Origin of the sequence: Methylobacterium sp. BTF04, assembly GCF_010692745.1 — a bacterium.
In the GTDB taxonomy this organism is placed as follows: Bacteria; Pseudomonadota; Alphaproteobacteria; order Rhizobiales; family Beijerinckiaceae; genus Methylobacterium.
The window spans coordinates 1-21776 of record NZ_JAAHTB010000039.1 but is presented as its reverse complement, the minus strand read 5'-3'; the positions used below and the strand labels follow the sequence as shown (position 1 = coordinate 21776).

Annotated in this window: 20 protein-coding genes; 13 read left to right on the top strand and 7 right to left on the bottom strand. The window is 68.4% G+C overall.

All coding sequences use genetic code 11. The annotated features are described in order from the left end of the window. Positions 1-15 precede the first annotated feature (15 nt). Entirely contained in the window at positions 16-702 is a 687-nt protein-coding gene (locus G3T14_RS18840) for a Crp/Fnr family transcriptional regulator (protein WP_163644080.1), read from the bottom strand. A 330-nt stretch (positions 703-1032) separates the two neighbouring features. Here G3T14_RS18840 and G3T14_RS18835 point away from each other — a divergent pair, with 330 nt between their 5' ends. The 7 genes from G3T14_RS18835 (at position 1033) to G3T14_RS18805 (ending at position 9190) form a co-directional block, all read left to right on the top strand. Further along, positions 1033-1968: a UDP-3-O-acyl-N-acetylglucosamine deacetylase gene (locus G3T14_RS18835; protein WP_163644079.1), complete on the top strand. Its 936-nt coding sequence runs from the start codon at positions 1033-1035 to the stop codon at positions 1966-1968. A gap of 66 nt (positions 1969-2034) precedes the next feature. Beyond that, positions 2035-3909, top strand: coding sequence for an ABC-F family ATP-binding cassette domain-containing protein (locus tag G3T14_RS18830; RefSeq protein WP_163644078.1), 1875 nt, complete (start codon positions 2035-2037; stop codon positions 3907-3909). Between the two features lie 150 nt (positions 3910-4059). Beyond that, positions 4060-5064, top strand: a complete 1005-nt coding sequence (locus G3T14_RS18825; protein WP_163644077.1) for an alpha/beta hydrolase — start codon at positions 4060-4062, stop codon at positions 5062-5064. 85 nt (positions 5065-5149) lie between these two features. Further along, entirely contained in the window at positions 5150-5584 is a 435-nt protein-coding gene (locus G3T14_RS18820) for a heme-binding protein (RefSeq protein ID WP_163644076.1), read from the top strand. 50 nt (positions 5585-5634) lie between these two features. After that, positions 5635-7191, top strand: coding sequence for a peptide ABC transporter substrate-binding protein (locus G3T14_RS18815; RefSeq protein WP_246733423.1), 1557 nt, complete (start codon positions 5635-5637; stop codon positions 7189-7191). Next, positions 7188-8111, top strand: coding sequence for an ABC transporter permease subunit (locus tag G3T14_RS18810; protein ID WP_163644074.1), 924 nt, complete (start codon positions 7188-7190; stop codon positions 8109-8111). The genes G3T14_RS18815 and G3T14_RS18810 overlap by 4 nt, the downstream gene beginning before the upstream one ends. Beyond that, on the top strand, positions 8108-9190 hold the full coding sequence (locus G3T14_RS18805) for an ABC transporter permease subunit (protein WP_163644073.1): 1083 nt from the start codon (positions 8108-8110) through the stop codon (positions 9188-9190). The genes G3T14_RS18810 and G3T14_RS18805 overlap by 4 nt, the downstream gene beginning before the upstream one ends. A gap of 3 nt (positions 9191-9193) precedes the next feature. On the opposite strand, the gene G3T14_RS18800 is transcribed toward G3T14_RS18805, so the two are convergent. Then, positions 9194-9442, bottom strand: coding sequence for a hypothetical protein (locus G3T14_RS18800; RefSeq protein WP_163644072.1), 249 nt, complete (start codon positions 9440-9442; stop codon positions 9194-9196). A gap of 119 nt (positions 9443-9561) precedes the next feature. Here G3T14_RS18800 and G3T14_RS18795 point away from each other — a divergent pair, with 119 nt between their 5' ends. Both G3T14_RS18795 and G3T14_RS18785 read left to right on the top strand, forming a co-directional pair. Next, positions 9562-11040, top strand: coding sequence for an MFS transporter (locus G3T14_RS18795; RefSeq protein ID WP_163644071.1), 1479 nt, complete (start codon positions 9562-9564; stop codon positions 11038-11040). A 293-nt stretch (positions 11041-11333) separates the two neighbouring features. Further along, entirely contained in the window at positions 11334-11687 is a 354-nt protein-coding gene (locus G3T14_RS18785) for a type II toxin-antitoxin system HicB family antitoxin (RefSeq protein ID WP_163644070.1), read from the top strand. 29 nt (positions 11688-11716) lie between these two features. On the opposite strand, the gene G3T14_RS18780 is transcribed toward G3T14_RS18785, so the two are convergent. After that, positions 11717-12415 (bottom strand): SDR family NAD(P)-dependent oxidoreductase, encoded by a 699-nt coding sequence (locus G3T14_RS18780; RefSeq protein WP_163644069.1) that lies wholly within the window; start codon positions 12413-12415, stop codon positions 11717-11719. A 68-nt stretch (positions 12416-12483) separates the two neighbouring features. Continuing rightward, positions 12484-12978, bottom strand: a complete 495-nt coding sequence (locus tag G3T14_RS18775) for a nucleoside deaminase (RefSeq protein ID WP_163644068.1) — start codon at positions 12976-12978, stop codon at positions 12484-12486. Between the two features lie 154 nt (positions 12979-13132). Here G3T14_RS18775 and G3T14_RS18770 point away from each other — a divergent pair, with 154 nt between their 5' ends. The 3 genes from G3T14_RS18770 to rsmD all read left to right on the top strand — a co-directional run bounded on the left by G3T14_RS18770 (position 13133) and on the right by rsmD (position 16399). Then, on the top strand, positions 13133-13336 hold the full coding sequence (locus tag G3T14_RS18770) for a CsbD family protein (protein ID WP_163644067.1): 204 nt from the start codon (positions 13133-13135) through the stop codon (positions 13334-13336). Positions 13337-13499: 163 nt separating this feature from the next. After that, on the top strand, positions 13500-15845 hold the full coding sequence (locus G3T14_RS18765) for a pseudouridine synthase (RefSeq protein ID WP_204262940.1): 2346 nt from the start codon (positions 13500-13502) through the stop codon (positions 15843-15845). Continuing rightward, complete coding sequence (gene rsmD, locus G3T14_RS18760) at positions 15842-16399, top strand: 16S rRNA (guanine(966)-N(2))-methyltransferase RsmD (protein WP_163644066.1); 558 nt, start codon at positions 15842-15844, stop codon at positions 16397-16399. The genes G3T14_RS18765 and rsmD overlap by 4 nt, the downstream gene beginning before the upstream one ends. 657 nt (positions 16400-17056) lie before the next feature. Here the strand turns inward: rsmD and G3T14_RS18755 are convergent. The 3 genes from G3T14_RS18755 to G3T14_RS18745 all read right to left on the bottom strand — a co-directional run bounded on the left by G3T14_RS18755 (position 17057) and on the right by G3T14_RS18745 (position 21428). Next, the gene (locus tag G3T14_RS18755; protein WP_163644065.1) at positions 17057-18973 is read right to left on the bottom strand and encodes a hypothetical protein; all 1917 of its coding nucleotides are present in this window, start codon (positions 18971-18973) and stop codon (positions 17057-17059) included. An 82-nt stretch (positions 18974-19055) separates the two neighbouring features. Continuing rightward, positions 19056-20027 carry an ATP-binding protein gene (locus G3T14_RS18750; RefSeq protein ID WP_163644064.1) on the bottom strand — a complete coding sequence of 324 codons (972 nt, stop codon included), beginning with the start codon at positions 20025-20027 and terminating at the stop codon, positions 19056-19058. A gap of 12 nt (positions 20028-20039) precedes the next feature. Further along, positions 20040-21428 carry a DDE-type integrase/transposase/recombinase gene (locus G3T14_RS18745; protein ID WP_163644063.1) on the bottom strand — a complete coding sequence of 463 codons (1389 nt, stop codon included), beginning with the start codon at positions 21426-21428 and terminating at the stop codon, positions 20040-20042. Between the two features lie 122 nt (positions 21429-21550). On the opposite strand from G3T14_RS18745, the gene G3T14_RS18740 reads away from it, so the two are divergent. Continuing rightward, a partial coding sequence (locus G3T14_RS18740; RefSeq protein WP_163644062.1) for a transposase occupies positions 21551-21776 on the top strand: 226 nt, incomplete at its 3' end.

The following is a 21776-nucleotide window of genomic DNA, read 5'->3' as shown; positions in this document are numbered from 1 at the left end:
GCGGTGCCGGGGCGGTCAGTTGTCCTCGCGCAACGCTTCGGCGACGCGGGCCTCGAGCAGGTCCGGGCGCCGGATCACCAGCGCGCCGCGGGTGCGGTCGATCAGGCCATCGGCGGCCATGACGGTGAACTCGCGCGTCACCTGCTCGCGGCGGCAGCCGATGCGTGCAGCGAGCACGTGGTGGTAGGGCGGCGGCGTCACCACCCGCTCGCCGTCGCCGCCGGCCCGGGGCACCGAGAGGCGCAACAACTCGGCATAGAGCCGATGCCTCAGATCGAGGAGCGCGTGCTCCATCAGGCGGGTGTTCAGCTCGCGCACGCGTTTGGCGAGCAGCCGGAACAGCCGGTCGGCGATCGGTTCGGACGCGAACACCATCTGACGGAAGATCGGGGCCGGCACCACACAGACTTCGCCGCGGGTCAGCGCAGTGACGTTGGCCGAGCGGCCGATGCCGTCCAACGCCGCGAGCTCCCCGAAGAAGGCGCCGCCGCGCATCTCGCCGAGGATGACCTCCTTGCCCGATTGCGACCGGTTGAGGATTCGCACCTCGCCCGAAGCCAGGAAGTACACGTCCGTCGAGACGTCATCGTAATCGACCAGAACTTCGTTCTCGTCGAAACGGCGCCAATGGCAGCGCGTCTCGTAGGCGGACAGCTCAATTCCCGGCTCCTTGAAGAACGGGATGCTCGCCAGCCGACTCATCGTCAAAAACTCCCCGGAACGCCACGCCCGTTCCAACATCATGCCGTCCATCGAACCGTTCACGGTTCCGTCCCATCGGTCCGACCGGACTGCGCAAAGCCTGATGGATGGTCCGACGATCCACGCCCGCCTGAGGCGGTCGTACCGCGTTCGACGCGTCGTCGCGCACGAAATGATCGTGACGGCGGGGTGGCGAACGGTCAAGCCGGCGCCGGCCGATGGAGGTGGATGGGGCGAGGGCAAACCGTAATCCGGAAAGATGTTGCCCGATCGTAACGCCATCCTCTATGCGCGGGGTCTGAATACGGCCGACCGGGACTGGGACAGCGGATGTCTCCAAGAATCACCGGCGCCTCGGGATGGGGACAGGTGATTTCGCAAGCCGGCGCCCCGATCGCGTTTCCGCCGGCACCGTTCCAGGCGACCCTGGCGACGGCCTTCTCCCTGCGGGGGCGCGGGCTGCATACGGGGCGGTTCTGCACCGCCCGGGTCTCGCCGGCCGCGGCTGGGTCCGGCATCGTCTTTCATCGGACCCTGCGCGACCGCATCGCGATCGTGCCCGCCCTCTGGCATCTCCAGGAAACGCAGACGTTGTGCACGGCGCTGCGGGGACCGGACGGGACGCTGATCCGTACGGTGGAGCACCTGCTGGCCTCGCTCAGCGCCCTCGGCATCGACAACGCGCGCGTGGACCTCGACGCCGAGGAATTGCCGATCTTCGACGGGAGCGCCCTGTCCTGGTGCGCGGCGATCGCGGCGGCCGGCCGGCATCCACTCGGGGAGCCGCGCCGCACGATCCGGGTCCGGCGCGCAGTGTCCGTGCAGGACGGGCGGCGGTCCCTGCGGGTCGAACCGGCGGACCACCTCACCATTGCGGCCGAACTCGCGCTCGCGCAGTTCGGCCGGATGACCTGGGAGGGGGCAATCACCCCGGACAGCTTCGTCGCGGCCCTGGCGCCGTCGCGCAGCTTCGGTCGCCTGAAATGGGCGCTTCCGCTCAAGCTCTATTCGTACGTCACCGGCAAGCCGGTGCTGCGGGGCGCAACCTTGCGCAGCACCGCCGTGATCGTCGGGGGCCGCATTATCGGCGGCATGCGGGTGCCGGACGAGCCGGTGCGCCATCGCATCCTCGACCTCGTCGGCGATCTCTCGCTCGCCGGATATCCGATCCGCGGCCGCTTCACGGCCATGCATACCGGCCACACCCTGAACCATGCCCTCGTGGCGGCGCTCATGCGCGATGCCTCGGCCTGGGACCTCATGTGACGCAATCCTGACGCAACCTGCGGACGGCGCTTGCCACGGGGGCCGCTCGCCGCCAGAACGCGGACCATGCTGCGCGTCAACGACCTCACCTACCGCATCGGCGAGCGCCTGATCCTCGACGGCGCCACCTTCGTGATCCCCGACCGCGCCCGCGTCGGGCTCGTCGGCCGCAACGGTGCGGGCAAGACCACCCTGTTCAAGGCGATCCTCGGCGAGCTTCCCACCGAGGGCGGCACCGTCTCGATGCCCAAGGGTATGCGCATCGGCGCCGTGGCGCAGGAGGCCCCCGCCGGCCCCGAGACCCTGCACGCCGTGGTGCTGGCCGCCGATACCGAGCGCAGCCGCCTGATGGTGGAGGCCGACACGGCCGACGGACTGCGCCGGGCCGAGATCGAGACCCGGCTGGTGGATATCGAGGCGCACTCGGCCCCGGCCCGTGCGGCGGCCATCCTGCACGGCCTCGGCTTCGATGCGGAGGCGCAGGGCCGGCCCTGCTCCGACTTCTCGGGCGGCTGGCGCATGCGCGTGGCCCTGGCTGCGGTGCTGTTCTCCGAGCCCGACCTGCTGCTCCTCGACGAGCCCACCAACTACCTCGATATCGAGGGCACGATCTGGCTCTACGACTACCTCGAGCGCTATCCGCGCACCGCCGTGATCATCAGCCACGACCGGGATCTGCTCGACGAATGCGTCGACCACATCCTGCATCTCGACAAAGGCAAGCTCAGCATCTACCGCGGCGGCTACACCTCCTTCGCCCGGCAGGTCGCCGAGAAGCGGGTACTGCAGGCCAAGGCCAAGGTGAAGCAGGACGCCGAGCGGGCGCATCTCCAGAGCTTCGTCGACCGGTTCAAGGCCAAGGCGACGAAGGCGCGCCAGGCCCAGTCCCGCGTCAAGCGCCTCGCCAAGATGGAGATCATCGCCTCGGTCATCGAGGACGACGTGCCGGCCTTCCGCCTGCCGAGCCCGGAGCGGCCGCTCTCGCCGCCCATCGTCGCCATGGAGCGGGTCCAGGCGGGCTACCCCGACCGGATCGTGCTGGCGGGACTCAATCTGTCTCTTGCCCCCGACGACCGGGTGGCCCTGCTCGGCGCCAACGGCAACGGCAAGTCGACCTTCTGCAAGCTCATCGGTGGGCGGCTGCCGCCGCTGAGCGGCGAGATGCGGCGTTCCTCGAAGATGGAGGTCGCGTATTTCGCCCAGCACCAGCTCGACGAGCTGCGCCCCAACGAGAGCGCCTACGCCCATGTCCGCGACCTGATGCCGGACGTGCCGGAATCGCGGGCGCGCGCCGCCGCCGCCCGGCTCGGCTTCTCCGGCACCAAGTCCGAAACGCCGGTGTCGCAGCTCTCGGGCGGCGAGAAGGCGCGCCTGCTCATGGGGCTGGCGGCCTTCAACGGCCCCCATCTGCTGATCCTCGACGAGCCGACCAACCACCTCGACATCGAGAGCCGGCAGGCGCTTGTCGAGGCGATCAACGAGTACGAAGGCGCCGTCATCCTGGTGAGCCACGACCGCTTCCTGGTGGAATCCTGCGCCGACCGGCTCTGGCTCGTCGCCAACGGCAGCGTGAAGGCCTTCGACGGCGACATGGACGATTACCGGCGCTTCGTCCTCGCAGGCCCCGAGCGCGAGGCCGAGAAGGGCGCGACCGAGGCGGCGGGTGGCGTGAAGGCTCTCGAGCGCCGCTCGAATGCCGACCGGCGCGTGGCCCTGGCGCCCCTGCGAAAAAAACTCGAGGGCGTCGAGGCGCGGATGAAGAAGCTCACCGACGTCATGGCCAAGATCGACGCGGCTTTGGCCGACGGCACCGCGTTCCAGTCCAACGCCGCCAAGGCCGGCGAACTCGCCAAGATGCGCTCCGACGCGGCCACCGCCCTGGAGACGGCCGAGGAGGAATGGCTGGACTTGAGTGGCGAGATCGAGGGCGCGACCGCCTGACGGTGGTTGTCGCAAGATCTTCGGGCGCGCTCCCGAAACGCGACCGATAAGGCCATTGCCGATCATACCGGTGCGCGCGCGTGCCACCGGACCGCAACGTTCCCGACGCACCTGCGTTCTCCCGCACTCGCCACAAAGCCGGATGATGGAATGCCGACCCCGACCCGACCCGGCAGGCGCCACCGCCGCGCAGGCCTCGCCGCCAAGCTCGCCCTCGTGCCCGTTGCCGCGGCCGGCGCGTGGATCGCCTGGAGCCGGTTCGTCGTCGATCATCGCCAACCGCTCCATCCGGCCCTGCCGGGGCATCACGAATGCCTGGAGACGGCCGCCGGCGGCATCGGGCTCTATGGCTCGGCCGAGGCGACGGGTGTGCCGCTCCTCCTGATCCACTCGGTGAACGCGGCCGCCAACGCCTACGAGGTTCGCCCGCTCTACCGGCATTACGCCGGGAGCCGCCCGGTCTACGCCCTCGACCTGCCGGGCTTCGGTTTTTCCGAACGCAGCGACCGGATCTACACACCGCGGTTGATGACGGATGCGCTCCACGCCGTCGTCGCCGAGATCCGGCGCCGGCATGGCAACGCGCGGATCGATGCGGTCGCACTCTCGCTCTCCACCGAGTTCCTGGCGCAGGCCGCCCTTGACCGCCCGGAGGATTATCGCAGCCTCGGGCTGATCAGCCCGACGGGCCTCGACGCCCGGTTCGAGCGCCGCGGCGCGCAGGGCAGCGACCGGGCGCGCGCGATCATCGCCTTCCCGCTCTGGGGGCGCCCGCTCTACGACCTTCTGGTCACCCGCCCGAGCATGCGTTTCTTCCTGGAGAAGACCTGGGGCTCGAAGGTCATCGACGAGGGCCTGTTCGAATACGATCAGGCCACGACCCATCGTCCGGGGGCGGAATACGCGCCGTTCTCGTTCCTGGCGGGCCACCTCTTCGCCACCGATATCGGGGCGCTCTATCCCCGGCTCACCTTGCCGGTGTGGATGATCCACGGGGAGCGCGGCGACTTCGTCGATTATCGCCATGCCGACCGCTTTCGCGATGCGCCGAACTGGACCATCGAGGAACTGCCGACCGGGGCCTTCCCGCATTTCGAGGATCTGCCGGCGGTGACGCGCCGCTACGATGCGTTCCTCACCACCCTCGCCGAATGACGCTGGGGCACAGGCAGGGGCTGGTCGGCTGCGAAGGGGCGGGCTAGGTCCGGTGTACCCCGCCATTCCTCGCCCCGGTAAGCCGATGCCCGACCTGACCCTCACCGCCGCCCAGACCATCGTCGCCACCGCCCTGGAGACCGCCCGCGCCCACACGCTGAAGCCGTTGGCGGTCGTCGTCTACGATGCGCGCGGGGCGCTCAAGGCGATGGGCGCCGAGGACGGCACCTCTCTGCGCCGGGCCGAGGTCGCCATGGGCAAGGCCAATGGCTGTCTGGCGCTCGGCCTCGGCGGACGCGCCATCGCCAAGCGCGCCGAGGAGCAGGCCTATTTCATCGCCGCGGTGAGCCATCTCGTCGGTCCGGCCGCGCTGGTGCCGGTGCCGGGCGGCGTGCTGATCAAGAGTGGCGATGCCGTGATCGGCGCCGTGGGCATTTCCGGCGACACCTCGGACAACGACGAGCTGTGCGCGCTCGCCGGCATCGCGGCGGCGGGTTTCACCGCCCAGACCGGCGCCTGAGCCCACCCTTGCGGCCCCACCGGCGCCAGTGCCTCGCGGGCGGGGTCGGCCTGATCGCGGGCGCGGCGCTCGGGGGGGCTCATGCCGCACCCGCCGGCCTCTATCGGCGCGGCAACGACGCCGACCCCGAGACCCTCGATCCGCATAAATCCTCGACGGTGGCCGAGGCGCATATCCTGCGCGACCTCTACGAGGGGCTGCTCACCTACGACAATCACGGCGCGATCATTCCGGGCGCCGCCGAGCGCTGGACCGTCTCGGACGACGCGCTGACCTACCGCTTCACCCTGCGCGCGGACGGACGCTGGTCGAACGGCGACCCGGTCCTCGCCTCGGATTTCGTCTTCGCCCTGTCCCGCATCCTCGCCCCGGCGACGGCGGCGAAATACGCCGAAGTGCTCTATCCGCTGCGCAATGCGCGCGGCGTCAACCAGGGCGCGATGCCGGCGGAGGCTTTGGGCGTTTCGGCGCCCGATGCCCGAACGCTGATGATCGTCCTGGAGCAGCCGACCCCCTACCTCCTCGAACTCCTGACCCACCAGACCTCCCTGCCGGTGCATCCGGCCTCCGTGGCCCGCTACGGCGATGGGTTCACGCGGGCCGGCAACCTCGTCTCGAACGGGGCCTACGCGCTCGCCGACATGGTGCCCAACGACCGCATCACCCTGACCCGCAATCCGTATTTCCATGCCGCTGGCAGCGTGGCGATCCCCACCGTCGCCTTCCTGCCGACGCCGGATCTGGCGAGCGCGGTGCGGCGCTATGCCGGCGGCGAGATCGATTCCCTGGCCGACCTGCCCGGCGACCAGATGGCCTCGCTCAGGCGCCGTTTCGGCGCGCAGGTCGTGCTCGGCCCGGCCCTGGGCCTCTACGCCCTGGCGGTGAACACCCGCAAACCGCCCTTCGACGACGGGCGCGTGCGCCGCGCCCTCTCGCTGGTCATCGACCGCGAGTTCCTGTGCCAGCGGCTCTGGGGCGAGACCATGAATCCGGCCTATTCGCTGTGTCCGCCCGGCCTCGACCACTATCGCGATCCGCCGGAACTCGCCGGCCGCGACACCCTGCCGATCGATCGCGAGGACGAGGCCCGCACCCTCCTGGCCGCCGCCGGGTTCGGGCCCGACAGGCCCTTGGCCGTGGAATACCGCTTCAACATCTCCGACAACAACCGCAACACGGCCCTGGCCATCGCCGAGATGTGGCGCGGCATCGGTATCGAGACCCGCCTCGTCTACACCGATGCGAAGACCCACTTCGCTTACCTGCGCGACGGGGGCGATTTCGATGTGGCGCGGATGTCCTGGATCGCGGATTATTCCGACCCGCAGAACTTCCTGTTCCTGCTGGAGACCGGCAATGACGGTCTCAATCCGGGGCACTATGCCAACCCCGCCTATGACGCCCTGATGCGCGAAGCCGCAGCCGAGCGCGACGTCCACCGGCGCGCCGACCTGCTGTTCCGGGCCGAGACGATGATCGTGACCGAGCTCCCCTGGATTCCGGTGATGCACACCCGCTCCAAGGCTCTGATCGCGCCGCGGCTCACCGGCTACCATCCCAACCTGCGCAACGTCGCGCCGACGCGCTTCCTCAGGCTGGCGCCGTGACCGGCTTCGTCCTGCGCCGCCTGTTGCAGGCGATCCCGACCCTGCTCGCGGTGGTGACGGCCAGCTTCTTCCTGATCCGGCTGGCGCCGGGCGGTCCGTTCGATCTGGAGCGCCCGCTGCCTCCGGCCGCCATGGCCAACCTCGCCCGCGTCTACGGGCTCGATCAGCCGCTCTGGGTGCAATACCTCCGCTATCTCGGCTCTGTGCTGCGCGGCGATCTCGGACCCTCGTTCTCGTTCCGCGACCTGACGGTGGCGGAGCTGTTCGCCCGCGGTCTGCCCGTGTCGATGACGCTCGGCGCCCTGGCGTTGAGTCTGGCGTTGATTCTCGGCATCGGCCTCGGCACGTGGGCGGCGTTCCGGCGCGGACGCGCGATCGACCGGCTGATCGGACTCATGGCCGCGTCGAGCCTGGCGCTGCCGACCTTCGTCGTCGCGCCTCTCCTCCAGATCGTCTTCGGGCTGACCCTGCATTGGCTGCCGGTGGGAAGCTGGGAGGGCGGCGCGCCGAGCCACCTCGTGCTGCCGGTGCTCACCCTCGCCCTGCCGCAGATCGGGGCGCTGGCCCGGCTGACCCGCGCCTCCTTGAGCGAGGTGTTGAGCGCGCAGTACATCCGCACCGAGCGGGCCATGGGCCTGCCGCCCGGTCGGATCGTCCGTCACGCCTTGCGCGGCGCGCTGCTCCCCGTGGTCGCGATCCTCGGACCCACGGCGGCCGCCCTTCTCACCGGTTCGGTGGTGGTCGAGACCATCTTCGGCCTGCCCGGCATCGGCCGCTATTTCGTCGATGGTGCGCTCAACCGCGACTACACGCTGGTGATGGGTACGGTGGTTCTGGTGGCGGTGTTCGTGATCCTGCTCAACCTCGCATCGGACGTCCTCTCCGGCCTGATCGATCCGCGCCTGCGGCTCGCCCGGTGAGCCGGGCCTGGGGCCGGCTCGCGCGCAATCGCGGCGCGCTGGCGGCCCTCGGGCTGCTCGGCGCGATCACCCTCGCCTGCCTCGTCGGGCCGCTTCTCACCGGCCACCAGCCGGGACGGATCTACGCCGACCTCGTGCAGACGCCGCCCGGTCTTGGCGCTCATCCGCTCTCCGAGGCCGTGAGGCCGGCCCTGGAGCGCCTCGCCTTCCGCATGCGGGCGACGGTGCGAGAGAGCGTCGTCCGTGACGGGATCATGCGTCTCATCCTGGACTCGTCCAGGCCGATCGACGAACGCAGCTTGAGCTACCTGCCGCGCTCCGACCTGTTCGGCCCGCCGAAAGTCTTGGAGCGGAGCGAGGACGGGCGCAGCCTCGTGGTCGAGGCTCCGGTGCGGCGGCTGTATTTCCTCCTCGGCACCGACGCGCTCGGGCGCGACCTCCTCACGCGAATCCTCGTCGCCGGCCGGGTCTCCCTGCTGATCGGACTGGTCGCCACGGCGGTGGCGCTCGTCATCGGCGTCGCCTACGGGGCGGTGGCGGGCTACCTCGGCGGCCGGGCCGACGCGGTGATGATGCGCTGCGTCGACATCCTCTACGCGCTGCCGTTCGTGTTCTTCGTGATCATGCTGCTGGTGTTCTTCCGGGCCGGGCTCGGATTGATCCTCGTCGCCATCGCCGCCGTCGAGTGGCTCGACATGGCCCGCATCGTCCGCGCCCAGACCCTGTCCCTGCGCCGGCGCGATTTCGTCCGCGCCGCCGAGGCGCTCGGGCTGTCCACGGTGGCGATCCTGTCCCGGCACGTCATTCCCAACACCCTCGGCCCCGTGGCCGTGGCGGCGACGCTGCTGGTGCCCCGCGTGATCCTGCTGGAGAGCTTCCTGTCGTTCCTCGGCCTCGGCGTGCAGGAGCCGCAGACGAGCTGGGGCGCGCTGATCGCGGAGGGCGCGCGCGCCATCGAATCGGCGCCGTGGCTGCTCGCCGGTCCGGCGGCCTTCCTGGTCGCCACCCTGATCGCCCTCAACCTGCTCGGCGACGGCCTTGCCGACGCCCTCGATCCGCGGCTGGCCGAGAGAACCTGAGCGTCAGCGGCTGCCGACGAGGCCGGGATACACCATCCGTACGGCGCGCCGGGCCTCGGGAATCTCCGAGGCCGGCGAAGTCCTAACGGGGCTCGGACTCGTCGCGCCGGTGGTGAGCACGTCGGTGGAGCGCAGACGCCACCATTCCATCCCGCTGGGCGCGGGGCGATCGGGCTCGGCGGCGAGCGTCGGATGCGCCCCCGACAGGATGGCGAATGCGGCGAGACTGGCGGACAGGAGGGACGGTTTCATCGCAGAGGCATCCGGGCGAGCCCCTCCATCAAACACGCGGTGATGAAAGCTTGGCGGAACCGAGCGGACGACGTGACGATTGCCAACAACTGTTCCGAGGCACGGTTAACGAGGCGTCGATGGCGACCAGGGCTGAAACGATGTCGAGCGGAGCTGCGCCCGAGCGCGTAGCGATGGGCACGGTGATCGATACCGACATCGCCGCCCGGCTCGACCGGTTGCCCTGGGGGCGCTTCCACGTCCTCGTCATCGTCGCCCTGGGGATCACCTGGGTGCTCGACGGGCTGGAAGTGACCCTGGCCGGCTCCCTGGTCGGCGCCCTGCGCGAGGCGCCGATGAGCTTTTCGGAATTCGACGTGGGTCTGGCCGCGAGTTCCTACCTCGTCGGCGCGGTGACCGGGGCGCTCGGCTTCGGCTGGCTCACCGACCGCATCGGGCGCAAGAAACTCTTCTTCATCACCCTGGCGCTCTACCTCGTCGCCACCGCGGCCACCGGCCTGTCCTGGAACATCTGGAGCTTCTGTCTCTTCCGGTTCTTCACCGGGGCCGGTATCGGCGGCGAGTACACCGCCATCAACTCGACGATCCAGGAGCTTGTCCCCGCCCGCGTGCGCGGCTGGACCGATCTCGTCATCAACGGGTCGTTCTGGATCGGTGCGGCGCTCGGCTCCTTCCTCTCCATCGTGGTGTTGCGCCCCGGCATGATCGACCCGGCCTGGGGCTGGCGCATCGCCTTCTTCGTCGGCGGCGGCATCGGCCTCGTGATCCTGCTGCTGCGCACCTGGATTCCGGAGAGTCCGCGCTGGCTCGCCACCCACGGCTACGTCGCCGAGGCGGACCGGGTGGTGACGGGAATCGAGAAGCGCTTCACCGACGAGGGCATCACCCTGCCGCCGGTGGACGAGAACCGGCGCATGAAGCTCATCACCCGGAGCCACACCCCTTTGAAGGAGGTGTTCGGCACGATGCTGGTCGGGTACCGCAAGCAGACCTTGGTCGGCCTCGCGCTGATGGTGGCGCAGGCGTTCTTCTACAACGCGCTGTTCTTCACCTACGCCCTGGTGCTGCAGCGGTTCTATCAGGTCCCGAGCGACCATGTCGGTTGGTACTTGCTGCCGTTCGCGCTCGGCTCCTTCCTCGGGCCGCTGCTGCTCGGGCGCCTGTTCGACACGATCGGGCGTCGCCAGATGATCGCCTTCACGTACGGGATCTCCGCCGTCCTGCTCACCATCACCGGCTACCTGTTCAAGATCGAGGTGTTCGGCCCGGTCGGCCAGACGGCGGCCTGGATGGTGGTGTTCTTCTTCGCTTCGGCTGCTGCGAGTGCGGCGTATCTTACCGTGGCCGAGACCTTCCCGCTGGAGATCAGGGCGCTCGCCATCGCGGTGTTCTACGCGCTCGGCACCGGCATCGGCGGCGTCTCCGGTCCGCTCCTGTTCGGCGCCCTGGTGGAGACCGGATCGCGCGACAACGTGCTGATCGGCTACGGGATCGGCGCCGTCCTGATGCTGGTGGCGGCCATCGTCGGCGGCATCTGGGGCACGGCCGCCGAGGGCAGGTCGCTGGAGGACGTGTCGAAGCCGCTGGCGGCGGCGTGACCGGATCTGGATTGTCGGCTTTTGCTAGCTAATCATGGCAGCATGAACAGCCGGCATGTCAGGCCGCTGAAGGCGGTCTTCACCGATCCGGTGCCGGCATCCATCGAGTGGGCCGCGATCGAGGGGCTTCTCCTCGCCGTGGGCTGCCGGCTGGTGTAGGGCGCGGGGTCCCGCGTCCGTTTCGAATGCCGTGGCGTCGTCGCTTCGTTCCACAGGCCCCATCCGGCAAAGGAAGCCAAGCGTGATCAGGTGGAGGACGCACGCGACTTCCTGGTGAAGACCGGGGTCTGACCATGAATGTGATGAGGTACAACGGGCTCCGGGCCCACGCGGAATTCGACGCGGAAGACGGCCTCTTCGTTGGGCGTCTCGCGGGGATCAACGACGTCGTCGGTTTCCACGCCGATTCCGTTGCCGGGCTGACGGCTGCGTTTCATGAGGCCGTGGATGACTACCTCGTCACCTGCGAGCGTTTGGGAAAGGCGGCCGAGAAGCCCTATTCCGGACGGATGTTGTTCCGGGTCGCCCCGGAGGTTCACGCGCAGGCCGCGCTGGCGGCACGGCTTTCGGGCAAGAGCCTCAATTACTGGGGTGAGGAGGCTTTGCGCGCTCCAGCCAAGTCGGCCATTCCGGCTCAAGACACCTGATGATGAGCGGTTGAGAGCCGCCTGAGCGCTCAGAACCGCTCCAACCATGGCCGAAGCGCGACTTCGGAGGTCCAGGCGCACCGCTCCTGCCGCAGAACGTCGCGATAGGCTTTCGCGATGACGTCCGGGTCGAGGGTGCTGTCGGGTGCATCCACCGGGTCGGGGCGCGTGGCGCTGCGGATGATCCCATCGATGACGAAATGCGCCACGTGGATGCCCTTGGGCTGGAGCTCGCGGGACAGGCTCTGGGCGAGGCCGCGCAGGGCGAACTTGCCCATGGCGAAGGGGGCGGAGCCGGCATGGCCCTTCAGGCTGGCCGAGGCCCCGGTGAACAGGATCGCCCCGTGGCGGGCCGGCAGCATGCGCCGGGCCGCCGCCTGCGCCACCAGGAAACCGCCATGGGCGCTCACCATCAGGGATTGCGCCACCCGATCCGGGTCGAGATCGGCGATGGCGCCGCGGAGCCGCCCGCTGGCGTTGTAGATCACCACGTCGGGAGCCCCGCCGAGGGCCGGCGCGATCCGGGCGAACAGGGCTTCGACCTCGCTGGCCTGCGTCGCGTCGCAGGCATGGACAATGGCCCCGGTCTCACGGGCGAGGGCATCGAGCTTCTCGGTGTCGCGGGCGGCCAGCCCGACGCGCAAGCCGTCACTGGCGAACAATCGGGCGAGGGAGGCGCTCAGACCCGAGCCCGCACCGACGATGAGGACGCGTTCGTAGGGGCGCATGGCAGGTCTCCGTGCGTGGTGGCTCACTCGGGCGACAGTTTCGGCCGGAGCATCGATTCGGCCTCCGCTCAATCCTGACGCCGGCCGCGAAAGAAGTCGCGCAGCAATTCGGCGGCGTCCGCCTCGCGAAAACCGCCATAGACCTCCGGCGCATGGTGGCAGGTCGGCTGGTTGAAGACCCGCGGGCCGTGTTCGACGCCGCCACCCTTCGGGTCGTAGGCCGAGAAGTAGAGCCGGCGGATGCGCGCGAAGGAGATCGCGCCGGCGCACATCGGACAGGGCTCCAGCGTCACGTAGAGGTCGCACCCGATCAGGCGCTCGTCTGCGATCCGGGCGCAGGCGGCCCGGATCGCCAGGATCTCCGCGTGCGCCGTCGGGTCGTGCAGGGCACGCGGACGATTGTGCGCGATGGCGAGCACCACGCCGTCGCGCACCACCACGGCACCCACCGGCACCTCCCCCTCCCCGGCCGCCCGGCGCGCCGCATCGAAGGCGAGGCTCAGGGGATCGCCGGCGGAGGTCGCGGAACCGTGTGGTGAGACATTATGGATCGGCGGACGCATCCGCGTAGTCCTAACCGTTTGTCACCGCGTCGAAAACCGCCGAGGTCGCTCTATCGGGCGCTCTTCCGGGCTGTTCAGGGCCGGAACATCAGGCCGGGGTGGCCGTTTCTCCTCCGACGCGGCAATGCCGCCAGATCAATGCGAGGAGCACACGATGAGCAGCACCACCGACAAGATCAAGGGTGTCGCCAACGAGGCCGTCGGTAACATCAAGCAGGGCATTGGCAACGTCACCGACAACGACAAGCTGAAGGCCGAAGGCAAGGCCCAGGAGCTGAAGGGCGAGACCCAGAAGACCGTCGGTGACGCCAAGGACGGCGTCAAGCACGCTGCCGATACGGTGAAGAGCAAGCTCTGATCGTTTAGTTTCAACGCGACGCCCGAACCGGGGCGTCGCGGATCGGTGAGAATGAAAAGGCAGCCTCGGGCTGCCTTTTTGCGTTGGCAGCCATGCGGTGTCGCCGGGTTGCCCGGAGACGGGATATCTCGCAACGGCGCGTCGCCTCTGTTATGGGGCTGGGATGAGCGACATCAACGACGACAACGCGGGCGGGTCCGAGGACGTGCCCGTGACCCAGCCCGTATCGACGCAGGCCGACGCGCCTGACGCCCTTTGGGCTCCCGCAACCGATGCCGGCGTGCCGGGCAAGTCCGCCGAGGAGCAGCCGAAGGTGCGCCGCGCCGCGCCGGTCGCGCGTGGCGGCGACGCCCCCTTGCGCCGCAAGCCCGCGCCGAGTCCCGCTCCGGCCGCCAAGCCGGCGGATGCCGATACCGACCCGGCGGCGCCCGAGGGCGACCGGATCGCCAAGGCGGTGGCGCGAGCCGGCATCGCCTCGCGTCGCGATGTCGAGGCGATGATCGAACAGGGGCGCATCACCCTCAACGGCAAGGTGCTGACCTCGCCGGCGGTGAACGTCACCGCCGAGGACGAGATCACCGTCGACGGCGAGCCGTTGCCGGTACGCGAGCGGACCCGCCTCTGGCTGTTCCACAAGCCGCGCGGCCTCGTCACCACGGCGCGCGACCCGGAAGGGCGCCAGACCGTGTTCGAATCGCTGCCCGAGGATCTGCCCCGGGTGGTGGCCATCGGCCGCCTCGACATCAACACCGAGGGCCTGCTGCTGCTGACCAACGATGGCGGTCTCGCCAAGGTCATCGCGCATCCCGATACCGGCTGGTTGCGGCGCTACCGCGTGCGCGCCCATGGCGATACCAGCCAGGCCGAACTCGACAAGTTGCGCAAGGGCGTCACCATCGACGGGATGGATTACGGCCCTGTCGACGCAGTGCTCGACCGCGCGTCCGGCGACAACCTGTGGCTGACGCTGGGCCTGCGCGAGGGCAAGAACCGCGAGGTCAAGCGCATCCTCGAGCATCTCGGGCTCGCGGTGAACCGGCTGATCCGGCTGTCCTTCGGGCCGTTCCAGCTCGGAGACCTCGAAGTCGGGCTGGTGGAGGAGATCCGCACCAAGGTGCTCAAGGAGCAGCTCGGAACCGCCCTGGCCTCCCAAGCCGGCGTCGATTTCGAGAGCCCGGTGCGCGAGCCCATCGCCGCGTTCGGCTCGCCCAAGCCGCAGACCAAGCAGCCGGCCCGCAGCGCCTCGGCGGCGCAGCGGCCCGAGCGGGAACGCCGCGCTTATGACGACGAGGCGCCACGCCCCGCGCGCGGCTCCTATGATCGCGGCGGCGATCGGCCGATGCAGAAGCCCACGGTTCCGGCCCGCGTCCCCACCGGCGGCAACAGCGCCGGTCCGCGTCGCTCGGTCTGGCGCGCCGAAGAGGCCGCGCCGCAGGACGACACCCTGCGCCGGGTCAAGATTCCGCGCCGCGGCGCCGACCCGAAAGCCGAGCGCGAGGCGGCCGCCACCCGCGGCCGCGAGCGCGTCGGCGCGATCAACACCGGCGACCGCCGGGTGCTGGTGGAGCGCCTGAAGGCGAGCCCGCAGGAGCCGGCTCCCGAGCCGCACCGGCGCGATCGGGCCTTCCGGCGTGACGACGAGGGCGCCGACAGCCGCCCGCAGCGCCCGCGTCCCGAGGCGGATGCGTCCGAGCGTCCCGTCCGCACGGTCCGCCAGTCGGATGCCCGCGCCGCGCGCCAGAGCGAGGATCGTCCCCCGCGCCGGTTCGACGGCGACGCCCGGCCTCCGCGCCGGGACGATGCCCCGCGCGGCAATTTTCGTCAGGACGGTGCCGAGCGGCGTGGTCCCCCGCGCGGTGGCGACGAGCGTCCGCGTGTGTTCAATGCGGGGCCGAGCCGTGACGGCGGCGGTTTCAAGGACAGGGCCGAGCGCCCGGCCTTCAATCGCGGCGAGCCCCGCGGCGACAAGCCCGCCGGCTTCAGAGGCGACAAGCCCGCCGGCTTCAGAGGCGACAAGCCTGCCGGTTTCCGTGCCGACAAGCCTAGCGGCTTTAGAGGTGACAAGCCTGCCGGCTTCCGCGCCGACAAGCCTGCCGGCTTCCGAGGTGACAAGCCCGCTGGCTTCCGCGGCGACAAGCCGTCCGGTTTCCGGGGCGGCGAGCGTCCCGGCGGTGACCGAGGCGGGTTCAAGCCCGGCGGGTCGCGCTTCGGCAGCGATACGATCGGCGGCGAGCGGGCCGGTGGCGGTGAACGCACCGGTGGTGAACGCGCCGGAGCGGAGCGCGGTGGGTTCAAGGCTGGCGCGAAGCCGGGTGGGTTCGGCCGGCCCGGCGGCAAGCCGGGCGGCTTCGGCAAGCCCGGCGGCTTTGGCAAACCCGGCGGGTTCGGCCATCGCAGCGGTGGCGCCGGCGGCAAGCCCGGCGGCGGTGCAAGTCGGCCGCCTGGCGGCGGTGCAAGTCGGCCGCCCGGCGGCGGTGCAGGCCGGCCGCCCCGCGGCGGCAGCCGGTGAGGATCGTCGGCGGCGACTACTCCGGTCGCCGCCTCGCCACACCGAAGACCGACGCGATCCGCCCGACTTCGGACCGGTTGCGCGAGGCGCTCTTCAACGTGCTCGCCCACGCCTATGACGATGCGGTGGCGCAGGCGCGGGTGATCGACCTGTTCGCCGGCACCGGGGCGCTCAGCTTCGAGGCCCTGTCGCGCGGAGCGGCCTATGCGCTCCTCGTCGACGAGGGGGCGGAGGCGCGCGGGCTGATCCGCGAAAACATCGAGGCCTTCGGCTGCGAGGGCAAGACGCGCCTGTTCCGCCGTGACGCCACCAAGCTCGGCCCGGTGGGCACCAGCGGCACCTTCACGCTGGTGTTCTGCGACCCGCCCTATGGCCGGGACCTCGCGCCGGCCGCCCTCAAGAGTGCGGCCGAAGGGGGCTGGCTCGCCCCCGATGCACTCGCGGTGGTGGAGGAGGCGGCCAACGTCCAGGTCGTCCCGCCGCCGGGGTTCTCGGAGCGGGAGCGCCGGGTCTACGGCGACACGGCGGTGGCGTTCTTCCGCTTCACCGGCTGACCGGACCGGATCTACTGTCGTGACCGAAAAAGAGCGAAGCGATTTTCCGCTCTGAGGTCCGGATAAGACCGAAGTCGTTTCCCGGATAACAGCGATCCGAAACGCCGTTTTCCGGGATAACGGCGAAGCCTCGAAAATCCCGCTCGTCATGAGGCTTCTTCCGACGCCCCCCGCGCCCTGCGCAAAAATCAGTGTCCCGAATAACATCGAAGCGATGCCTGCAGGGGCACCGAATAAGAGCGAAGCGAATTCGGTTGGCTTCCAGGCCAAGGGCGAGCCGATGACATGGCCCTCGTCAGCCTGCCCCCGACCGGCATTCCTGCGCGATCAGGCCATGGCGAGCCGACGGGCGGAACGCTCGAACTTGGTGAAGAGGGGCTGCGCTTGGGGGATGACCGTGACGACAGATCCGGGAGAAGGTCCGTCGCCAAAGGGCTGGTCATTTGCGGGTGGCTTCTTCCCCGGGTTCCGCTGGCATACCCGGCCAACCACCGACCCACCGCCCGAACACAACAGCGCCCAAGGCCGGACGCCGGGGCCTTCCCCGCCTGCGTCCTGATCAAGGTCGAAGCGATCTTCGCTGGGCGCACAGGATAACGGCGAAGCGATCTTCGATGAGCTTACCCGATAAGATCGAACGGCCGGGCGGGAAACGCCTCAGCCGCCGAGCGCCTCGCTTCGCCTCCAGACGAAGCGGTTGCCGTTGTGCAGGGCTGCCGCCGGTAGGATGCCCTTGGAGGCGAGATGAGGCTTCACCGCCCTGGAGCTGATCTTCAGTGCTCGGGCAACTTCGGCCGTGCTGGCGTAGGTATCGTTGAAGTCCCGCACGTGGCGCTTGGTGATGCACCGCTTCCCAGTCGCCCCCTCCCCCAGGAGGCCGGCCGCGACCAGCCAAGTGACGTTCGGTGCCGGCATCCCGATCAGCGGAGCCACCTCGCGGTAGGCGAGCGCGATATCATCGTCCCCAGCGGTGTCGTTCTCACTACCCTGAGAGGCAACGAGCGACCTGAGTTGGCTCTCGTCGACGAACAGCCTGGTGATATGCGGGTTGCCATCGGTGCTGGTTTCGAGCTCGCCCGATAGAAGGGCCAGGACGATATCGAGCCACGGCTTGTCGCCGGGAGGCAACTGATTCAACACGGAAAACATGGGCCGCATCCGGCTTCCCGGCCTTGGGGGGACCGTGTTGCCGAAGATTGCCTGCGTGAGTCCGTCGACGGAGGACTGACGATAATAAAGCGTGTGCGAACCGAGGAGGAGCGCCGGCCCGTCGGCACGCAGGATCAACCCGGCCTCCGCGAGCGTCTCAAGCGCCTCGACGGGTAGCCCTACGGCCCTGGCGACCTTCGTCGCCTCGGTCATGTCCCGCTTCACCTCGGCGACGGCCTCGATCTCCGCGCGGTCATAGAGTGTCAGGGCACGGTCCGCACCGGCATGACGGAGGGCCATCACAGCCCCCTTGGCGGCGAGCCTCGGCATCAGGGCGTGCTTCACGCCCAGGATGCGTGCCGCCTCCATCGTGTCGATGAGGTCCCCCCGGTGGCGGAAAGCACGCTTCCGAAGGTTGGGCGCCTGATCGTCGGCCGTACGTCTCATGTCCTCGGCGATCGCCTCCCGGACGGCCCTGCGGGCATCCGGCGACAGGGAGCGCTCCCAGGAAGCGTTCCTGAGATGGCCGATTTCCTTGAACATGCCGAGGAGGACCGGGCGCTCGGACGCCTTGAGTCGTGCCGTCTCGCATAGCTTGCCGATCCCCTCCTGCCACTCCATGAGGGTCCGCCCCAGCACCGACAACAAGCGCGGAGTGAGGAACTCGCAATCCTTGGGACCCCGCATCGGCATGATGCTGACGGGGTGGTAGTCGGACGGGGTGGTGAGGCATCTGCCGAGGACGATGGCGATCTCGAACAGGTCCCCGGCCGCGAAGGAGCTCAGCGCCGGGTCGACGTTCCTGAGTGCCTTCTCCCGTAGATCGACACTGGGGTTGACCAGATCGGTCAAGAACCTGAGGGCCGCCTCATCCTCGACCTCGACCTTCGGCTGAGGGTGATCCCGTAGGTCGGTGGTCGGGTTGTCGTCCTCATCCAGGCATCTGTCGCAGTAGCAGACACCTCGCGTGGCGAACCACTCCAGTTGAAGGTCACAGACGGGACACCGGTCGATCAGCGTCTCCCACGTCTCCGGGCAAAACGAGAACGTCGCCAGGTCGTGAACTGAGCGGTGGTGGGCGGAAAGGCGGAGCGCGAGCGGCGAGACCCGTCTGTACTGCTTCTGCCGATATTGGCTACGCAGGCTCACCCCGTAAAAATCGATGAACTCACCCTCGCGTTCGGGCATGGCGACAACTGGGTGGACCCGCGAGACAACCGCTTCCGCCGGAACCTTCAGGACATAGGCGAGCCTTTCCGCCTCGCCGAGCGTCAGGGTCGAGGTCACGCTCGATGCGACCCCGCCCTCCACCTCTGCAAGCCGGATCAGGGTCAGCAGTGAGGGGTACAGGTTGCGTGCCGCCGTTCGGGCGATCAAACCGAGCAAACTCTCGCCCGGGATCGGAGGCGGGTCCGCACGGAACATGACCGTCGGCTGACGTCTCCCTCGTGCATTGCGGCCGGTCATCGACTTCCCCGCGGCATCGGATCTCGTCCGCGCGTCGGGCTCACGTCGCCTTCCCCCTTTCCTGGATCGTCCTCACACCGTGCCGAAAGGCGTTATGGGTCGTCTTGTTCAAGGGAATGGCCCATTCCTCGACGGCCTTATCGAGATCCTCGCGCTCGATGCAGTCCGCTTCCCTCTCGATGGCAAAGACCGTCGCAACCTCGAAAACATTCGAGGCAGTCCCGATCACACCTTCACTGACATCATACATGCAGGCAGGGATGTCCCCGGTAAGAAGCCCTGACTTCCGGGAGAAAATACCGTGCTCCACAAGCTTCGTATCAAAACCGATGCAATGATCACGGAACTCGTTTCGCTCGATGGCCAAATTCCAACTCAGCGGCTTGATGAAAATTGGAGCGTAGACCCGTTCCGAGAATTGGTTGTTATGGGTCAAGAGAGGCGCTGCATCCTCGGTGCCGATAAAAATCAGTGGGCAGGCTCCCCTGATGAGCATCCGCTTGATCGTCTCGGTTACGCTCCACGCCGTTCCACCACCCGGATCCTTGTTAATGAGATGATGAAACTCATCCAGCACGAGGACATCGGTCCGCGCTAGTTCCATGGCGTTGCTTGCGCGCTTTAGCAGGCTCCTCGCGATACCCTTCTCGAACTCGGGATCTTCATATTCTTCAAGAATGTCCTGACCGAGAGACTTCGTGTTCGATTGCGAAGATAGGGTAACATGGACGACCGGTCGCACCTCGTCATCGAGAATCTCGTTTTCCATCATGGTTTCGACGTACGTTTGCACGCAGGTGCTCTTCCCGGAGCCGGATGGACCGATGATGGCGAGATACTTCTGGGGGATGCGCTTGCCACGCATGCCCTTCTTTTCCCAGGCTTCCCGAGAGAGCTTGCCAACCTTCCGCATGATTTCGATCTCCCGCGTGATACGCTGAACGCGCGAGTTCGGTAGCCTGAACAACCGAAATTCATGCTTGGCGTGGGCGATATGATCGATCATCGTCATGGCATGGCTCCGTCACTTACTGCGCTTGAGCTCTTGCATCCGGCGCTCGTAATCGGCGGCGTAGGCATCGGCGTCTTCCAGGTCGAAGCTCGCGTCCATCGCCGACGCAGCCTTTTTCCCAGCGGGAGTGGCGGATGATGACTGAGAGTCTCTTTCAGCCTTCTTTCTTGCCCGGGTCTCCGCTGCCGTACGCTCTGCCTTCTTGCCGCCGCGACGAGGCCCCTTCTCCGGAATGCCGTCTCCCTCGCGGGCGTGCGCCGGAAGGGTCACCGGAACATCGGACGGGCGCGCCGCGAGAACACCCGGCACCACGGTGCCGTGCACCACCAGGTTTCCCGTCAGTGCGGGCTTCGGCGGTTCGAGCAACCTGCGCTTGCGGCGCATGGCGGCGAACTTGGCCTTGGGGGCGGAGTTGTCGATGACGATGCGAAGGCGATTGCGCGCATCCCAGCGTTCGTCATCGGTCGAGAACGGGAGTCCCTCGGCATTTGCCCACTCCTTGACGCGCTCGTGATGCCAGGTGCCGAGCCCGCCCCGGGTGTACCGGGCGTCGAGGTTGGGTAGGATCTCGTATCCCTTCGTGGGCTTGGCCTCGTCGTTCCACACCGAGATCTGGCTGATGTCCGCGGGGTTGTACTTGATCTTGACTAGGGCCGTGGCGCTGCCCTTTCGACGGCCCCGCTTCGCGGTACGGTGGGCAAGGTCGTTCAGCAGCTTCGAGGTCACGACCGGGTCGTGGAAGCGCATTCCCTTGAAGCGGATGCCTTCGCGCGTCAGTAGGGCTGTATCCGTCGTCCCGAAGGCCGACGCCAGGAAATTGACGTCGTCGATGATCTCGCGCCGCTTGGCGAGACCCCGCCGCCATAGGGTTTCCGGTGCGGCCTGGATGCCTGCGTGTTCCTCGTACTGGTAGCTGTCGCGGATGGTCTGGTGGATCAGCCCCTCCAGCTGCGAACGGGTCGTCGTGGCATCCTTGGACGGGTCGAGGCCCATCTGCTTCATCAGGTTCGGCGGCAGCGGCACGCCCCCGGCTAGCTTGTGGAACAGCTTCTTGTTGAAGGTCCCGAACAGGCGCTCGACCGGCGCCTTGTACTCCGGGTTCTTGACCGGCGCCCACAGGACGTTGATGCCGGCGTCCTCGCAGGCATCCTGGAACGACACGCCGACTTGCTCCAAGGCATTGTCGACGATGATCGTGTCCGGCTTTCCATGCTTGTCGGCCCACAGGTCCGCGAACTCCGGAAACGCCGCGGCCAGGGCGAGCTTCGGCGTCGTCAGAAGCTGCACGCAGCTCATGATCGTGTAGATCGATGGCGGCTCGTAGGTCAGCACCGCAGCAAGGATCGTTCGCGAGTAGAGGTCCATCGCGAACGTCAGGGTCGGGCGGCCGGCCGGGATCATGTCGTCGCGATAGTCGTCGAGCACACACCAGCCGTCCACGACGGTGGAGTCGATCAGGACGTAATCGAGGATTGAACCGCCCCGGGTTTCCCGGAGGCTCCAACTCCTGAGAGGATGGAGCCATGACGAAGCGAACCCCACCGTATTCTCCTGAGGTCCGTGCCCGCGCGGTGCGGATGGTCGTGGACCACCAAAGCGAGCATGCCTCGCAATGGGCGGCAATCAGCTCGATCGCGGCCAAGATCGGCTGCTCGGGCGAGACGCTCCGGAACTGGATCCGTCAGTCCGAGCGAGACAAGGGTCTGCGGGGCGGCCCGAGCACGGACGAACGCGAGCGGATCAAGGCAC

What these genes read in the sequence shown, in the direction of transcription:
- G3T14_RS18840 (WP_163644080.1), bottom strand. Translation starts at nt 702, where the DNA reads ATGAGTCGGCTGGCGAGCATCCCGTTCTTCAAGGAGCCGGGAATTGAG.
- G3T14_RS18835 (WP_163644079.1), top strand. Translation starts at nt 1,033, where the DNA reads ATGTCTCCAAGAATCACCGGCGCCTCGGGATGGGGACAGGTGATTTCG.
- G3T14_RS18830 (WP_163644078.1), top strand. Translation starts at nt 2,035, where the DNA reads ATGCTGCGCGTCAACGACCTCACCTACCGCATCGGCGAGCGCCTGATC.
- G3T14_RS18825 (WP_163644077.1), top strand. Translation starts at nt 4,060, where the DNA reads ATGCCGACCCCGACCCGACCCGGCAGGCGCCACCGCCGCGCAGGCCTC.
- G3T14_RS18820 (WP_163644076.1), top strand. Translation starts at nt 5,150, where the DNA reads ATGCCCGACCTGACCCTCACCGCCGCCCAGACCATCGTCGCCACCGCC.
- G3T14_RS18800 (WP_163644072.1), bottom strand. Translation starts at nt 9,442, where the DNA reads ATGAAACCGTCCCTCCTGTCCGCCAGTCTCGCCGCATTCGCCATCCTG.
- G3T14_RS18795 (WP_163644071.1), top strand. Translation starts at nt 9,562, where the DNA reads ATGGCGACCAGGGCTGAAACGATGTCGAGCGGAGCTGCGCCCGAGCGC.
- G3T14_RS18785 (WP_163644070.1), top strand. Translation starts at nt 11,334, where the DNA reads ATGAATGTGATGAGGTACAACGGGCTCCGGGCCCACGCGGAATTCGAC.
- G3T14_RS18780 (WP_163644069.1), bottom strand. Translation starts at nt 12,415, where the DNA reads ATGCGCCCCTACGAACGCGTCCTCATCGTCGGTGCGGGCTCGGGTCTG.
- G3T14_RS18775 (WP_163644068.1), bottom strand. Translation starts at nt 12,978, where the DNA reads ATGCGTCCGCCGATCCATAATGTCTCACCACACGGTTCCGCGACCTCC.
- G3T14_RS18770 (WP_163644067.1), top strand. Translation starts at nt 13,133, where the DNA reads ATGAGCAGCACCACCGACAAGATCAAGGGTGTCGCCAACGAGGCCGTC.
- G3T14_RS18765 (WP_204262940.1), top strand. Translation starts at nt 13,500, where the DNA reads ATGAGCGACATCAACGACGACAACGCGGGCGGGTCCGAGGACGTGCCC.
- G3T14_RS18755 (WP_163644065.1), bottom strand. Translation starts at nt 18,973, where the DNA reads ATGTTCCGTGCGGACCCGCCTCCGATCCCGGGCGAGAGTTTGCTCGGT.
- G3T14_RS18750 (WP_163644064.1), bottom strand. Translation starts at nt 20,027, where the DNA reads ATGACGATGATCGATCATATCGCCCACGCCAAGCATGAATTTCGGTTG.
- G3T14_RS18745 (WP_163644063.1), bottom strand. Translation starts at nt 21,428, where the DNA reads ATGATCCCGGCCGGCCGCCCGACCCTGACGTTCGCGATGGACCTCTAC.